Origin of the sequence: Peribacillus phoenicis, from assembly GCF_047238085.1 — a bacterium.
GTDB lineage: Bacteria > Bacillota > Bacilli > Bacillales > DSM-1321 > Peribacillus.
On sequence record NZ_JBDFMF010000001.1, the window covers coordinates 3,428,535 to 3,444,684 of the forward strand.

The 16,150-nt window shown below is 31.1% G+C and carries 14 protein-coding genes and 1 pseudogene; 1 reads left to right on the forward strand and 14 read right to left on the reverse strand.

What is annotated here, in order from left to right:
- Nucleotides 1-158: 158 nt before the first annotated feature.
- From wecB to ABC374_RS16890, 13 genes and pseudogenes are all read right to left on the reverse strand, one after another.
- Nucleotides 159-1,310: a non-hydrolyzing UDP-N-acetylglucosamine 2-epimerase gene (gene wecB, locus ABC374_RS16830; RefSeq protein ID WP_413019031.1), complete on the reverse strand. Its 1,152-nt coding sequence runs from the start codon at nt 1,308-1,310 to the stop codon at nt 159-161.
- Nucleotides 1,311-1,382: 72 nt separating this feature from the next.
- Nucleotides 1,383-2,108 carry a WecB/TagA/CpsF family glycosyltransferase gene (locus ABC374_RS16835; RefSeq protein ID WP_413019033.1) on the reverse strand — a complete coding sequence of 242 codons (726 nt, stop codon included), beginning with the start codon at nt 2,106-2,108 and terminating at the stop codon, nt 1,383-1,385.
- A gap of 1 nt (nt 2,109) precedes the next feature.
- Nucleotides 2,110-3,210, reverse strand: coding sequence for a glycosyltransferase family 4 protein (locus ABC374_RS16840; RefSeq protein ID WP_413019035.1), 1,101 nt, complete (start codon nt 3,208-3,210; stop codon nt 2,110-2,112).
- Nucleotides 3,211-3,387: 177 nt separating this feature from the next.
- Nucleotides 3,388-4,527 carry a GumK N-terminal domain-containing glycosyltransferase gene (locus tag ABC374_RS16845; protein WP_413019037.1) on the reverse strand — a complete coding sequence of 380 codons (1,140 nt, stop codon included), beginning with the start codon at nt 4,525-4,527 and terminating at the stop codon, nt 3,388-3,390.
- A gap of 52 nt (nt 4,528-4,579) precedes the next feature.
- Complete coding sequence (locus ABC374_RS16850) at nt 4,580-5,740, reverse strand: hypothetical protein (protein ID WP_413019039.1); 1,161 nt, start codon at nt 5,738-5,740, stop codon at nt 4,580-4,582.
- A 254-nt stretch (nt 5,741-5,994) separates the two neighbouring features.
- Entirely contained in the window at nt 5,995-7,146 is a 1,152-nt protein-coding gene (locus ABC374_RS16855) for a glycosyltransferase (RefSeq protein ID WP_413019041.1), read from the reverse strand.
- Between the two features lie 12 nt (nt 7,147-7,158).
- Entirely contained in the window at nt 7,159-8,259 is a 1,101-nt protein-coding gene (locus ABC374_RS16860; protein ID WP_413019043.1) for an oligosaccharide flippase family protein, read from the reverse strand.
- Nucleotides 8,260-8,593: 334 nt separating this feature from the next.
- Nucleotides 8,594-9,854, reverse strand: a pseudogene (gene wecC / locus ABC374_RS16865) (UDP-N-acetyl-D-mannosamine dehydrogenase).
- 21 nt (nt 9,855-9,875) lie between these two features.
- Nucleotides 9,876-10,556 carry a sugar transferase gene (locus tag ABC374_RS16870; protein WP_413019045.1) on the reverse strand — a complete coding sequence of 227 codons (681 nt, stop codon included), beginning with the start codon at nt 10,554-10,556 and terminating at the stop codon, nt 9,876-9,878.
- 28 nt (nt 10,557-10,584) lie between these two features.
- Nucleotides 10,585-11,460 (reverse strand): UTP--glucose-1-phosphate uridylyltransferase GalU, encoded by an 876-nt coding sequence (galU, locus tag ABC374_RS16875; RefSeq protein WP_413019047.1) that lies wholly within the window; start codon nt 11,458-11,460, stop codon nt 10,585-10,587.
- A 225-nt stretch (nt 11,461-11,685) separates the two neighbouring features.
- A complete protein-coding gene (locus ABC374_RS16880; protein WP_413019049.1) occupies nt 11,686-12,453 on the reverse strand; it encodes a tyrosine-protein phosphatase in 768 nt (255 codons plus the stop codon).
- Between the two features lie 94 nt (nt 12,454-12,547).
- Nucleotides 12,548-13,240: a CpsD/CapB family tyrosine-protein kinase gene (locus ABC374_RS16885; protein ID WP_413019051.1), complete on the reverse strand. Its 693-nt coding sequence runs from the start codon at nt 13,238-13,240 to the stop codon at nt 12,548-12,550.
- Nucleotides 13,233-13,973, reverse strand: coding sequence for a YveK family protein (locus ABC374_RS16890; RefSeq protein ID WP_413019053.1), 741 nt, complete (start codon nt 13,971-13,973; stop codon nt 13,233-13,235). The genes ABC374_RS16885 and ABC374_RS16890 overlap by 8 nt, the downstream gene beginning before the upstream one ends.
- A 198-nt stretch (nt 13,974-14,171) precedes the next feature.
- Between ABC374_RS16890 and ABC374_RS16895 the strand changes: the two genes are divergently transcribed.
- Nucleotides 14,172-14,954 (forward strand): SGNH/GDSL hydrolase family protein, encoded by a 783-nt coding sequence (locus ABC374_RS16895; RefSeq protein ID WP_413019055.1) that lies wholly within the window; start codon nt 14,172-14,174, stop codon nt 14,952-14,954.
- Nucleotides 14,955-15,001: 47 nt separating this feature from the next.
- Here the strand turns inward: ABC374_RS16895 and ABC374_RS16900 are convergent, their stop codons facing one another.
- The gene (locus ABC374_RS16900) at nt 15,002-15,769 is read right to left on the reverse strand and encodes a tyrosine-protein phosphatase (RefSeq protein WP_413019057.1); all 768 of its coding nucleotides are present in this window, start codon (nt 15,767-15,769) and stop codon (nt 15,002-15,004) included.
- Nucleotides 15,770-16,150 lie beyond the last annotated feature (381 nt).

A 16,150-nucleotide genomic window follows, 5' to 3' on the forward strand; every position in this document is an offset into this window, starting at 1 on the left:
ATTAAATTTAATAAAAATTTATTTTTGGTGAGTTTAAAAGGACAATACAAAATTAATTGATAAAATCTACCTTTATCATCTTTAAATTTAGTTTTTAGGTGATTGGCTACCCCATACTGTATTAATGTAATAATTTAATCAAACTTAAATTTTGCCTCTTAATCAATTCCATTAAATTCTGTTGGAGCTTTATCAATTTTACCATAACGATATAGGATTTCTTGAACGATTCGATAAGATGCTTTACCATCTCCATACGGGTTAGTTGATTTAGCCATTTCATTATATTTTTCGATATTATTCAATAACTCATGTGCAGTCTGGTATATAACATCTTCATCAGTTCCTACTAACCTTAATGTTCCTGCTTCTACTCCTTCAGGTCGTTCTGTTGTATCTCTAAGAACTAGAACAGGTACACCTAACGATGGCGCTTCTTCTTGAACTCCGCCAGAATCAGTCAAGATAAGATGTGAGCGTGAGGCAAAGTTATGGAAGTCAATTACACCTAATGGTTCAATAAGATGAATTCTTTTATTATTACCCAAAACTTCATCTGCAATTTCTCTTACAGCGGGATTACGATGTACAGGATAGACTACTTGCACATCACTATTTTCTTCTAAAAGTCGTTTAATAGCCTTAAACATATTTCTCATAGGTTCTCCAAGATTTTCTCGTCTGTGAGCAGTCAACAAAATCATTTTGTCAGAGCCTATTTCATCTATAAGATCATGCTTATACGAATCAAATACTGTCGTTTTTAAAGCATCAATAGCTGTATTACCTGTTATAACAATTGATTCTTGCTTTTTATTTTCATGTATAAGATTGTCTTTGGACTGAATTGTTGGCGAAAAATGCAAATCCGCTATAACTCCTGTTAATTGTCTATTTACTTCCTCTGGAAATGGTGAATACTTATTCCATGTCCTTAAACCAGCTTCAACATGTCCAACTGATATTTGATTATAAAAAGCAGCAAGACTTGCAACAAATGTGGTTGAAGTATCTCCATGAACTAGAACCAAGTCTGGCTGTACTTCTTTCATTAAATTATCAAGGCCAGATAAAGCGTTTATAGTTACTCCTGTCAAAGATTGACGTTCTTTCATTATATTCAGGTCATAATCTGGAGTAATATTAAATACTTCTAAAACCTGATCTAACATTTCTCTATGCTGAGCCGTAACAGTAACAATAGACTCTATGGTTTCGGGATATTTTTTTAATTCCAGTACTAGGGGAGCCATTTTAATAGCTTCTGGTCTAGTTCCAAAAATAGTCATTATTTTTATTTTACTTATCATAATAATCTCCTTCATGTTAATAACAGATATTTTACATATGGATTTCTCTGGGGTTTTGCACTAAAATATGATTTATCTACTAAATTTCTCTTTAAAAGTATAGAAGAGAAATTTTAAATTTCCAATAAAGTATCTTCTCCCCATTCTCCCAGGCTCCTGAATAAATCTATAAAACCATTCAAGTCCAACGTTCTGCATCCATTTTGGGGCTCTTTTCGTTACACCAGCAATAATATCAAAACTTCCACCAACACCCATTTGAAATGGAACGTTTAATTGTTTATTATATTTTGATAACCAATACTCCTTCATAGGTGAGCTAAAACCAACTAATAAAATATCTGCAGAAGATATACTAATATTTCGTACTATTTCTGATTCATCCTCCAGTTCAAAATAACCATTTCTATAACCTACAACTTCTAAAGAGGGATAAACTTTCTTATAATGTTTTACAACTTCCTCTTTCGCTCCGAAAAAATAAACTTTGTATCCCTTTTTAGATGAGGTTTGTAGCAATCGTTCCATAATATCAATACCAGTTACTCTTTCAGGCAACGAATTACCTAAGAACTTTGATGCCCATACAATCGATTGACCATCTGCATTCACTAATTCGCAGTTATTCACGATTTCTCTAAGCTTTTGATCTTTTTGAAGTAATACTGCTTTAGATGCATTTACCACAACATGCTGTGTCGGGTTTCCAATCTCAATTATTTTTTCAATACGACTAATTGTTTCATCCATGTCAACTGAATCAACATAAAAATTCAGCATTTTGATTCTTTCTGTCATATTAACCTCTTTTTTCTTGAAAAATTTTTTTTATTACTAACGTTAATTCACCTTTACTATATCTATTTGCAGTAACTATACTTTCCGCACCCAATAATTCTCGCTTTTCTTGTGAATAATTAAAAAATGATATAATTTTATTTTTTAACTCTATGGTATCCCCGGGTTTGAATAATAGTCCATTTTTCCCATCGATTATATAATCTAATAAACCTCCGATTTCGCTCCCAATAACAGGTGTTCCAGAAGCCATAGCCTCTATACCAACTAAACCTAAACTTTCACCTTCTCTAAGGGTAGGAAAGCAAAAAACCTCCATCAAATTATATATTTCATTTAATTGACTCTGTCGAAGCATATTAAATCTTATTACCTTATCTTCAAGATTATATTCACTAATCAATTGATCTAGTTCTTTACTTTTAATACCATCACCAACTATAATTATTTTTTTATCTACCAAAGAGTTTTCAATATTTAATAAATGAACGGCTTTTATTAAGACATCCCATCCTTTTCCAAAGTCGATTCTTCCCACAAATCCTATATATCTTATATCTGATTCCAATTTATATTTATCATACAAATACTCTTTATCACTGATTCTATAAAAAACTTCTTCATTTATTCCACCAGATGGAAATACTTCAATTTGATTACTTACACCATATTTTTCCGATACTATCTGTTTAAAATAATTAGATGGTGTAATTATTTTATATGAGTTTTTCAAAAGGCTTTGTACTGGTCTTTGTAATATATTATGAATTTTAGTCTCTGGTATAACATCACTTCCATGAACATTGGTAATAATCGTCAAATTTTTTTTAAGTTTCTTCACTATCAAAAGTGGAATTGAGTTATGAGTAGCATAATGTACATATATATAATCGTAGTTATATACTAAACATTTATAAATTATTAGAAAATAATGCCTTAAATAAGAAATAATTTTGCTTATTTTTAATTTTTTCTTATACATCACCAAATGAGAAACCTTAAAATCAGCTTCTTCTAAAATAGTTTCGGTGTTTTTTACGAAAACACCATAATTCGGAAATTTTTCATCTGGATACATATTTGATATTAGAAGAATTTTCAAATTTTTTCCTCATTTCTTAATTCCATTTCCCTAAAATAATACTTTTATAGACTATACATTGAAATAGCAGGATCTAGTTTGGCCAGATAGCTTGAACGTAATTTTAAAGGAACACAAAGCTTGATTTGGCTGCAAATAAAGCTTTGTCTCTATTTAATATTAAATTTTTATTGTTTTTTATTTTACTAACTCTTGTTCAATAATTTCATACCGGGAACTCCAATCATTATTTTTAGCAAAGTCCTTTAGTAAATTCTTATCAAATTTCTTTGTTAGCATCATCTTTAAATGACCCAAAAATTCTTCCTGATTAGTAGCAATTTCGAAAGGGCCCTTAATATATTTTACTTCATTAAAGCTAGTAGTTAAGGTCGGTGTACCAGCTGCTAAATACTCAAATAACTTTACTGGATTTATAGCATCCGTTAATTTATTTACCTTAAACGGTATAATTGCTACATCACTGAAGAATAAAAAATTTGGTAGACTACTATATTCTTTAGGTCCAACAATGTGCAAGTTTTTATATTTTTCAAGTCCTTTTAATCCACCGTGATCTGGTCCAATAAAAAAAAACTGAACATCATTTAATTGACTAACTATATATTCTATTAATTCTTTATCCAACCATTCGGCTATAGCCCCAATGTAGACACATCTTTTACTTTTTTGAAATCTCTTATATTCAATTGGTAAAAGATAATTTTCTTTTTGAAAGTCTTCATATTTTACTGCATTAGGTAAATAAACTACATCATTTCTTACCTCTCTTGCTTTATTCTCTAATAATTTTGCAGTCGAAAAAACTAAATCACTTTCAATAATCAACTTCCTCTCAAAATTTTCAAGAGTTTTAAAGAAACCTTTAAAACCTGTTTTTTCATCAGCTAAACGATGAACAAGTTTTTTATAAGTAATAAATTCTTTTATATAATAAGATTTAATATTCGAGATCCATAATATATCAACGTCTCCAAAACCAATTTTATTTAATTCTTTTTTTAAATTTGGAATAGAAGTATACAAAAATCTTTTTCCTATTACCCCTGAATTTAATACAGGAACATTAATAAATGGTATCAATGTAAAAGGTGCATATCCGTAAATATTTTCACTTAATTCAACTCTCTTAGATGAATGAAGTTTTTTTCTATGATTGGTCAATTCTTTATCATTAAAATAGTGTGCCATACTATAGGCTGGAGATAGCCACAAAACTTCATACCCATTTTTTGCAAACAATTCTGCGTAATGATGAGCACCAATTTTCACATCACTATTAAACTCCTGATTTTCAACCATTACTATCTTTTTCAATTTATTTACTCCCTTTATTACAGTTTTCCAATTGAATCTTAAAAGGCTAAATTCAATTTTTACTAAGTTTGTACTGTACATATGCTAAATAATATATTAAGCATACTAGTGAGATTATTATTGGATTTACGAATATATGAGCTGTCGAAATCATAGATAATAGTATTCCAACATAAGAAACACAAAAGCCGTATAAAATACTTTTATTACGTTTTTCAGATATTCGCGCATAATGTAACATAACTAGTAATGTTACTATTAGAAATGAAAAAAACACAAAGGCACCAAGTATCCCTATTTTATTAATAATTGTAATTATAGCATTATCTATATATAAAGAATTTAGTTGAGCAAGTTCACCATTCTGAATAAAGGTTTGAAAGGTCTTTCCTAAACCATAACCCCATTTATTATCATAAAATTCCTCAATTGCTACACTATTTGTTATAATTCTACTTTGCCATGAATTTAATTCATCAGGATTAGTTAGTGCAATTTTCAACTTATTATTAGTATCACTAATAAGTGTATTACTAAATCTATTTTCCCCACTGAAAGAATTGAGAAATAAAAAGAAAATTCCAATAGTAAATGCTAACATCACAATTTTTATTAAAGTATTCTTTTTTTTCTTTTTCTTAAAAACCTCTAGATTAATTAGAACTAAAAAAACAAAAAAGACTATCACTATAGTATTTATAGATTTAGATAATAAAATGGTAAAAAGCAACATTACTATTGAGAATCTTAAATAAAATATCCACTTACCTTCTATTTGAGCAATCTGCTTATTAAATGCTACTGGCATCAATATTACTACCATAAGGGAATTTGTAAAACTAAGTCTCTTTGCACCTTCCCATTGTGTAGAAGCCATGAAACCTTTGAATAATGTATCACTAAAATAAAAAAGACCTATCGTAATAATGCTAAATAAGATTGATGAAATTATTAGAGTTTTAATTACAAGTAAATTGTCATCTTTATTTGATTTAAGAAAATAATATAGTAAAAATGGTAAACAATAATATATTAATACTCTTATATCCCCAAAAATAAAGTCAAAAGAGGAATTAAAAATTCCTACAAAGAAATAAATTATTAAAATCCCTAAAAAACAAACATTAAGAATATCAACTTTAAGGTTAGAAATTTTTATTTTTTTAAACTTTAATAAATAGAAAAAATAAAGTATTAATAAAAAAGTAAACATTAACTCTTGAATACGTATCCTAATACTGCCTATTTTTAAATATAGATGAAAGTATTCAGATACCCCCCAAGAGTAAGGTATTGCTACTAGAATGCCTATAAAAAAAATAAGAGCATTCCTTGGATTTTTAAATAAAATTACTAAAAATGCAAAAGTTAATATCAAAAATAACGGGAATAGATTAATGATTTACCACCTCTATAGTTAGTATGTATTCTTGATAGAAAAATTAATAATAAGCTTTTAATCAAATATTAACGTTTTATTTTTTCGTAAATTGAAATTAGTTTTTGATTTTGAAGACCTAAATTAAAGTTTTTACTAACAAATTCACTTGCATTTAATCCTATTTGATTATCCAAGTTAAGAACACCAATCATTTTTTTTGAGTATTCAGATACATTTTTTTCTTTAACTAAGAAACCATTTTTACCATCTTTTACGAGTTCAGGTATACCTGAATGATATGTGCTGATTACTATTAATCCACTTGCCATTGCTTCCATAATTACAGTTGGTATACCTTCTTGATCTCCGTCTTCTGAAGTTACACTATGGTGTAAAAATACATCCGATTCCTGCATTAACTTTATTACCTCTTTTTTTACAACCTTCCCTAAAAATTGAACATTGTCTTTTAAATCCAATTCTTCACACATACTTTCTATTAAATTGCGTAGTGGTCCATCTCCCCCTAGTTTCAAAATACTATTGGGGTAATATTTATTAAATTCTTTAAATGCCTGTATAGTATATTGATGTCCTTTTTTCTCCACAAAATTAGAAACCTGTAAAAATATGATTTCCTCATTATTGTGAGTTTTTGTTTTAATTGATTTACGTTTTTTAAATACAAAATCTTCAACAGGCACACCAATATAATGTACATTTATTTGAGAATTATCCGCACCAAATTTAACTAACTCATCACCCATATTTTGAGATACTGTAATTATATTTGCATATGAGAAAAGATCTTTTAACTGATTTGTATATACTTTATTTTTTAATAAACTGGAGGCGTCATATCCATGAAAAGTTACCAAAAGTGGTATATTTAATTCCTTCGCTATTGGTAATATCTCTAAAGCGGAAGGACCAAAATGTGAATGAATCATTTTCACATTTTCTTTTAATAACACTTTCTTATAATAATTATGTTGGGCACTAGAAAGTACGGCATATTTATTATTTAATGTTCTATTTATTTTACTCTCAACTTTTCCAAACAAACCTTTTTGATAAGTATAGATTTCTTCCCAAGGAAATAAATCTATATTTTGTGTTTTACTTGCTAATACAATAGGTTTATATTTTTTTGATATACCTTCTAATTGCCTATAAATAAAAGTCATCGATATAGTCAAATACTCTTTTTGATAAATTGCAATTGTTTCTTGATCCAATGATTTCACCTCTTAATTAATGTCAATCTTTTTATTATTTCTTAGTATGTGATAGATGTATATATTATAAATTATTGATGTAATAAAAATGATGATAACCGTCGATACAGCTGCACCATATATAGAAAACTTTTTAATAAGGACCACATTTAAACAAATGTTAATACAGCCCATTGTTATATTAGTCCAAAAAAGAAATTTCACTTTTCTTATCATAGCTAATACGTTTCCAGCAGGAGTACGTAGACTTCCACCAATTAGATATCCAAGAAGCAGTATTCTAAATAAACTAACAATATCCGAATACTCATCCCCAAATAAAAGTTGAATAAGGTATGGTGAAATTAAATACAAGATGCTTACAATAAAAATATTGATTACAATTAGTATTTTTTGTAATCTTTTAAAATTTTCTTTAACCCAATCTTTATTTTCTCTATGTTTAGCGAAATATGGATAGATAAAAGTCATTATAGATAAAGGAATAAAGTTTAAGGCAAAAGGAATAAGAGTAGCGGTCTTATATGTAGCAAGAAGATCCGTATCCATTGTTAATAAACCAATTAAATATATATCAATTAAAAATATTAACTGTGCAATGGCATTGTTAAACAGTGAATAAAGAGAGTATTTTACAAAGTCAATCTTTTCACTTCTCTTTAAGTTTTTTTTACTTTTAAATAAAAATATATTTTCATTTTTACTCCGAATAAATCTAACTCCCAATATAATTGAAATCAAATATGCTAAATATGTACCAATTATTACCCCTTTAATTCCATATACAACAGCCCCGAATAATGAAAACACAAACAATAATAAAGTGTTAATATTATTTTGTTTGGAAAATTCAACATTATATAGTCCTGTTCTTAAATAATTCTGTATAAACTGAAACCCAAATATCAAAAACGGCATAAATCCCATCATCACTAATGAAATTTTTGATTCTTGATTAGGTAAATTGACAGAGAAACTATAGATTAAAATAAGTATACATAAAAATAAATTGAATGCTACCCCAATTTTCAGACCGTATTTATAAATAATATTTCTTTTAGATTCATCTTCACTACCAAATTGTAAAAGGGAGTAGAGTACTCCAAGAACCATTTAATAATAAAAACATATTTAAGGTATTTTGTGCATAACTATAGTTTCCATATTCCGTCTTAGTAAGAAATCTAACTAAAAATATCCCACTGCAAAATTGAATAATTTTATTAATTACACTACTGCTAAAGATATGAAAAAAACCTTTATTTTTTATTTTCTTTAGAAAACCTAAATAACCATGCATTTAATAACTCCAGTCTTTCTTATTAAAAATCGACATAAATACATATAACAATAAGAGTGATTTTTTTATCGATTATCACTCTTATTGTTATATAATGCTATCCTAATTAACAATAATATTTACAGATTTTAAGCAAAATAAATTAGCTTATATATTTGAATTAACCATAATATCTGCTTTTATGTTTAATACACCTTTAGTATCAATAACAATTTTCCCTTTTAAAGCATCTATATCTATATATTTGTAATAATCATGATCTACTAGTAATACAATTTGCTTTTTCAAGAGCTAAATCAGTACTTATGAGTTTAATATCTAATCCCTTCAGTTTTAATGGTAATTGTTCAACATGAGGTTCAGATACATATATAGTTTGATCCAATTCTATAGCTAACTCTTTTACAATATCGATCGCTGGGCTTTCTCTTAAATCATCTATATTAGCTTTAAATGATAAACCTAAACAAGCAATTGTTGGATTAATAACTTCTTTACTGGCTTGTATTACTTTTTTAACAACGAATTCCGGTTTACTATCATTTACATTACGTGCAGTTTTAATTAATTTGGTTTTATCTGATGCATCAACAATAAACCATGGATCAACCGCTATACAATGTCCTCCCACTCCTGGTCCAGGTTGTAAAATACTAACACGAGGATGATGATTAGCTAATTTTATCAATTCCCAAACATCGATATCTAAATCATCACAAATCATAGAAAGTTCATTTGCAAAAGCAATATTAACATCACGGAATGAATTTTCCGTTAGTTTAGACATTTCTGCAGTTCTAGCATTTGTTTTTAGAATTTCGCCCTTTACAAAATGATTATAGAACTCTACTGCCTTTTCAGTAGAATAGTCATTTAAACCGCCTACAATTCGGTCGTTATATATTAATTCTTCTAAAATTTTTCCAGGCAAAACCCTCTCTGGGCAATGAGCAATATAAACTTGTTCATCCTGGTTACCAAATTCATTTACAGTTATGTCTTTTCTAGTTTCTTGTATCCATTCTAAGACTTTTTCTGTCGTTCCAACAGGACTTGTAGATTCCAAAATAACAATATTCCCAGGTTTAATAAAGGGAGCGATAGCTTTGGTAGCTAACTGTACATAATGCAAGTCAGGTTTATGATTCTCTTTAAAAGGTGTAGGCACAGCTAAAATGAATACATCTGCAAAAGTAGGATTAGTAGCAGCAGTTAATAGCCCACTTTCTACGGCTTTTTTTACTTTAACATCCAAATCAGGTTCATAAATATGTGTTTCACCTCTATTAATAGCATTTACTGTTGTTTCATTTACATCTACACCATGAATTTGAAATCCATGATCGGCCAATACCGCAGCAGTTGGTAATCCAATATAACCTAAGCCCATTACACATACTTTTTTCATTTTATTTCCCCATTTCTTATATTAATAAGCACCATTTTGTATTACCATTATTTTTATAGTTCTTACAATAATTTTCATGTCAAACCAAAAAGATCTTTTTTTGATATATTCCAAATCTAAATCTACCATTTCTACAAAACCAATATTATTTCTTCCACTAACTTGCCAGAGTCCGGTACATCCAGGAGTAACTAATAATCTTTGCTTATCATAAGGTGAATATTCATGAACTTCACGAAGCAGTGGTGGCCGAGGCCCTACTAAGCTCATATCACCTTTTAATACGTTCCACAATTGTGGTAGTTCATCAATACTTGTTCGACGAATAAATTTTCCTATCCTTGTAATTCTTGGATCATTTTTCATTTTAAACATCGCCCCTGAGACTTCGTTTAAAGCAAGTAAATCTTTTAATCTCTCTTCTGCATCGGAGACCATTGATCTAAATTTATACATTTGAAATTCATTTTCACCTTTCCCTACTCGAACTTGCTTAAAAAAGACAGGTCCTTTTGGGTCTTCAATTTTTATCAAAATAGCTACAATCAAAAAAATGGGTGATAGTAAGATAAGTCCAATAATTGATCCAATAATATCTATTATTCTTTTTATTCTTATATAGCTTGAATCAGCATTTACTTGATCTGCTGTTAATAAGTGGTCAGATGACGCCACTCTCTGCTCAACTGCTACAGCTTTCAAATTGGCTCCTCCCTTAACCTTATTATTCTCATAACTTTTGTTTTTCTAATAGGTCCTCTATATATGCTAAAACATCATCTTTGATAGTTGCATCCTTTAAAGCAAACTCAATCGTTGTCTGAATAAACCCTAATTTCTCTCCAACGTCGAATCGTTTCCCTTCAAAATCATATGCAAAAACTCGTTGAATTTCGTTTAATTTTTGGATCGCATCTGTCAACTGGATCTCTCCGCCTGCTCCCAGTTCTTGTTTTTCCAAGAACATAAATATTTCAGGCGTGAATATGTACCGTCCCATGATTGCCAAGTCGGATGGAGCTGTTCCTTGTGCAGGCTTTTCGACAAAGTTATTTACTTCATAGCGTCGGCCGTTTTGGTTACTTGGATCGACAATTCCATAACGATGGGTTTCTTCTTTAGGAACGGTTTGTACACCAATGACTGAGGATAAGGTTTTATCATATTCATTCATTAACTGTTTTAAGCAAGGTGTTTCCGCTTGGACGATATCATCACCTAATAAAACGGCGAATGGTTCATTTCCGATGAATTTCCTTGCACACCAAACTGCGTGTCCTAAACCTTTTGGTTCCTTTTGTCTAATGTAATGAATGTCCACTTTGGAAGGAGCTTGGACCTTTTCCAGTAATTCGAATTTGTTTTTTTCCATTAAATTATTTTCCAGTTCAAATGCATTATCGAAATGATCCTCAATTGCACGCTTACCTTTTCCGGTTACAATAATGATATCTTCAATACCTGAAGCCACCGCTTCTTCGATGATATATTGAATGGTTGGTTTATCCACAATAGGCAGCATTTCCTTCGGCATGGCCTTAGTCGCTGGCAGGAACCTTGTACCCAATCCTGCTGCTGGTATTATTGCTTTTTTTACCTTTTTCATTTTTTTCCCCCTCTTGTTATTCCTGTTCATATATTAAAAATAACTGGATGCTGATAAAATTTTATGTATTTTCCTAATCATCAAAAAAAGGATTAAAAACTTAGAGTTTTAGTCCGATATATAAAATGCCATAACATTTGTTCTTTGTTAAAAATTATAAACATTCAGAAAACATAAAATGACTCTGCTGGTTATTAGAATTGACTAAAAATCGTGCTTCAGACATTAAAAAAAACCCAATATTTTTTTCTTTTTAATCTTTTCGGGAACTTCTTTATAAATCGTCTTACCTTTTACTAGCAATTCCGCATTATCTAGAAAAAGGTCAACATAGTCTACACTGAATTTCTTTTCAATCACATCAAAAGCTTCGTTCATTTTGAAGCTTCGACTTGTGATATTATGAGCATCTGATGAAATGAAATGTGTTAGATTAGATTCAATTAATTGCATCGAAAACTTTTGAATGTTCTTTCCGAAGGCACCTGAAACACTGGCAGCAGTTACCTGGGTAAGTGTACCGTTGTTCACAAACTTGTATAAAAGATCCGGATTTTCGATTAATTCCTGGTTTCGTTCTGGGTGGACGATTATCGGAGTCAGGCGCTCGAATTGTATATCTGAGAGCAATTGTTCCGTATAACGCGGGACATGTGCAGATGGCAGTTCAATGAAAAGATACTTTTCTCCATCATTCAGTGTGATGATTTCTTCCAGTTCATAGTCTTTCAAAATCTCTCCATATATCCTTGTTTCTTGCCCTGGCAATATTTCCAATGGAATCGCTTCAGCTTTCAATACCTCATTAAGCTCTGCCACTCTCTGGATGATATCTTGTTTCCGATTTTCGTATTTCCCATTCATATGATGCGGGGTTGCAATGATCTTATGTATACCTTCTAAAACCGCCATTCTCGCCATCTCTAAACTATCCTCAATTGATTGAGCGCCATCATCTATCCCTGGTAATATGTGCGAATGAATATCTATCATTTCTCGCCCTCCTCCCTCTGATTCTTTTAACCTATAAAAATTACAATATTTCCCTTATAAATATAATATAAAAAGCAGGAAATAAGTAGTGCTTTTACTTATTTCCGTAATAATAGTAATATTGGCTGTTTTTTTGCATTTTTTTATTATTTAACACAACCCCCAAAAGGTTACAAGAAGCTGCATTCAATAGTTCTTTTGCCTTCAACGCTTGTTCAGTTCCTGTTTTCCCGCTCGAGATTACAAGAATCGTTCCGTCACATTTATTCGATAGAATTTGTGCATCCGTAACGGCCAAGACTGGTGGTGTATCCATGATAATGACGTCAAATTCTTCGTAGAAACGTTCGAATAATTCATTCATCGAGTTAGAGCCTAGCAATTCAGCCGGATTAGGGGGAATTGGGCCGCTGGATAATACGTATAGATTTTTTTCATCCGTTTCAACGACAGCATCCTTCAAATCCATACGTTTCGTTAATACATTCGTCATTCCAAAGGTATTAGGTAAATTGAAGGTATAATGAACTGTTGGTTTTCTTAAGTCCGCATCCACAAGCAGAACCTTTTTTCCTTGCTGCGCAAATACGACCGCAAGATTGGCTGCTGTGGTGGATTTTCCTTCACCTGGTCCTGTAGAAGTGACCATGATCGAACGCATCTCTCCATCAACAGCAGAAAATTGAATATTCGTCCGAATGGTACGGAATTGTTCCGATATCGGGGATTTCGGATTGAACTTCGCAATTAATTTTCTTTTAGTATCCAAATTTTTCTTTTTAGCCAATTTTTTCACCTCTTCCACGTGTTGCTGGTCTTTCCGAACGTAAGCTATTATCTCCTTGGCCATCAATTGTCCCAATGACACCAAGAATAGGCATACCTAGTTGCTTCTCGATATCTTGCTCTGTCTTTATCGTGTTATCCAAATATTCCAAAAGGAAAGCAACACCTACACCTGCCATTAATCCGACAACCAAAGCAATCGCAATGTTAAGTAATGGTTGCGGCTTGATTGGTGATGGATTTTCTTTATATTCTGCCTTTGCCAGCAAAGTCACATTATCTACATTCATGATCTCGACTATTTGCTTTTGAAATACTTCTGCCGTTTTATTAGCAATATCCACTGCTGTTTTCGGATTTTCATCCTCGACAATGATGTTGACAACCTGTGAATTTTGTTCACTGGCTACCGAAATTTTTTCGTTTAGCTCAGCTGCTGTCATGTCAAGATTAAGATCTTCTTTAACTAATTCCAATATCGCCGAACTTTTAATGATGACATTATATGTATTAATTAATTGAAGATTCGTTTGAACTTCGTTGTAATTATAAAGTGCTTCTTCATTCTTGGATTGATTGACAAGTAATTGTGTGGATGCCTGATAGATTGGCGTCAAAATAAAATAGCTGACAGCCCCGCTCACTAAAACGGCAAGTGCTGTAATGATTATTATTAGGCTTAAACGCTTTCGCAAAGTCAAAAATAGGTCTTTTATACTTATTGTTTCTTCCATGATTCCCTCCAACTTTAAAATAACAGCATTGGTATTATATCACAAAACCTTGCCATTCATTGTTTTTTTTGTCATAATTTTAGGTAATTTGATATTTATATTAAAACCTATTTCCTTATAAATTGGTATAGATATTTTAATATCGGTATAATTTTCATTAAAAAAGTGTCTAATTCAGGCATATTATGGAGGAATCATATGAAGGTCATCATACCTACTCTTATTGTTTTAGCATGCGTTGTATCTTTGGTCATAGGTAATATTCATTGGAATGGTAAAATCTCCGATGCTAGTGTCAGTCAGACTGAGCCAAAAAGTACGAAGGGGGAAACTAGTAATTCAAGTCCCGATAATGAAGAACTCGTAAAATACATAGGGAATTGGCCGAAGGCAAGCAAAGACTTATATAAAAAAAGATTGGCAGAAGGGAAACCTTTTAAGATTTTGATGGTTGGATCGAATTCCCTTGGCAATGAGGGGTATAACTTGCCTGATGATTTAGCTGACCAGCTTAAAGATGTTTATGGAGACACCGTTCATGTGGACGGTTTACTTTACGATTTGATGTCTTCACAGTTTGTTCTTCAAAACAAACAAAATGATTTAATAGAGGCCAAGGCCGATTTAATTTTGTTCGAACCTTTCACACTAAAGGATAATGGGAATGTCGCCATTGAAGATTCTCTTGGAAATATAACGACGATTATTGAGGATGTCACTGCAGCAAACAAAGAAACACAATTCATTCTGCAGCCCCCGAACCCTTTATATAATGCAACCTACTATCCTAACCAAGTGAAGGAATTGGAAAAGTATGCAAAAGATAAGGATATTCCTTATCTCAATCATTGGAGTAATTGGCCAGATCAGGCATCAGATAAAATGATAGACGTTTTGAACGAAGAACGGGAATTACCTAATGAAAAGGGCTATAAAATATGGAGTTTGTATCTGGAAGAATTCTTTATTAAGCAGTTTTAAAACAAAAAGCCGCATCACCCTATACTGGGATGCGGCTTTTTTTGGATTTAAAATATACCTAAGAATTTTCTTGATTCAATTTTCTGCGGCATTTCTTTGTATGCCAATTTACCTTGAACCAAAAGCTCGGCATTGTCCATGAATAAATACCTCATATCGACACCAAACTTATTTTCTATTTCAGTAAAAGCCTCGGTCATATGGAAAGCACGGCTTTTCGTATTATGGGCATCAGATGCTATATAGTGAGTCAGGTTTTTCTCGATGAGTTGAAAGGCAAACTTTTTAGTTTTCTTACCAAATCCACCAACGATACTTTTTGCTGTTATCTGAGTCAAAGCTCCATGTTTAACCAGCTTGTAAAGGTGATTTGGAGAGTCCATAAACTCCAGATTCCTTTCTGGATGAACAATGATGGGAAATAGCCCTTTCATTTGCAATTCATATAATAAGGGCTCTGTATATGCAGGAACATGGTCTGCCGGCAATTCGATGAACACATATCTTCCGCCATCGTTCAAAGTTAAAATTCTTTCGGCCTGATAATCCGCTAAAAGATCTCCATAGATTCGTGTTTCCTGACCTGCCAACACGTCCAAATCAATTGATTCAGCTTTCAATGCATCGTTTAGTTCTGCCACTTTTTCTATAATATCAAATTTCTCATTTTCAAAAGAACCATTTTTATGATGAGGAGTGGCAATGATTGTCCGTATACCCTCCGATACAGCAAGCTTAGCCATGGCTATACTCTCTGTAATGTGCTTAGCCCCGTCATCAACGCCTGATAATATATGAGAGTGTATATCAATCATCTTTAAAACCTCTTTCCGCTCTGTCGGACAAACTTCATAATTATTTACACATAAATCTAACATTTTAATGAATTTTATACAAATAAATATAATTGGTGATTACTATTAAACTCCAGAAATCCTTAAACGGATATTTTTAGTCATTAAAATCCTTGAACTATTGAAATATCCTGAATATTACTATAAATCTTACCTCCGTTCTCTATTATGAACAATAGGAAAGAAGGCATGACTTTTATTTAATAACCAATACTAGAAATTTATTTCAATAGATTTGTCCTATAGTCTTTTTATGTTTTCATCTGAAATATAAAAATGCTTTTCATTAAATTTAAACGATATAAACCCGAGGACATGATCTCCCATCTGGTTTATTACCAA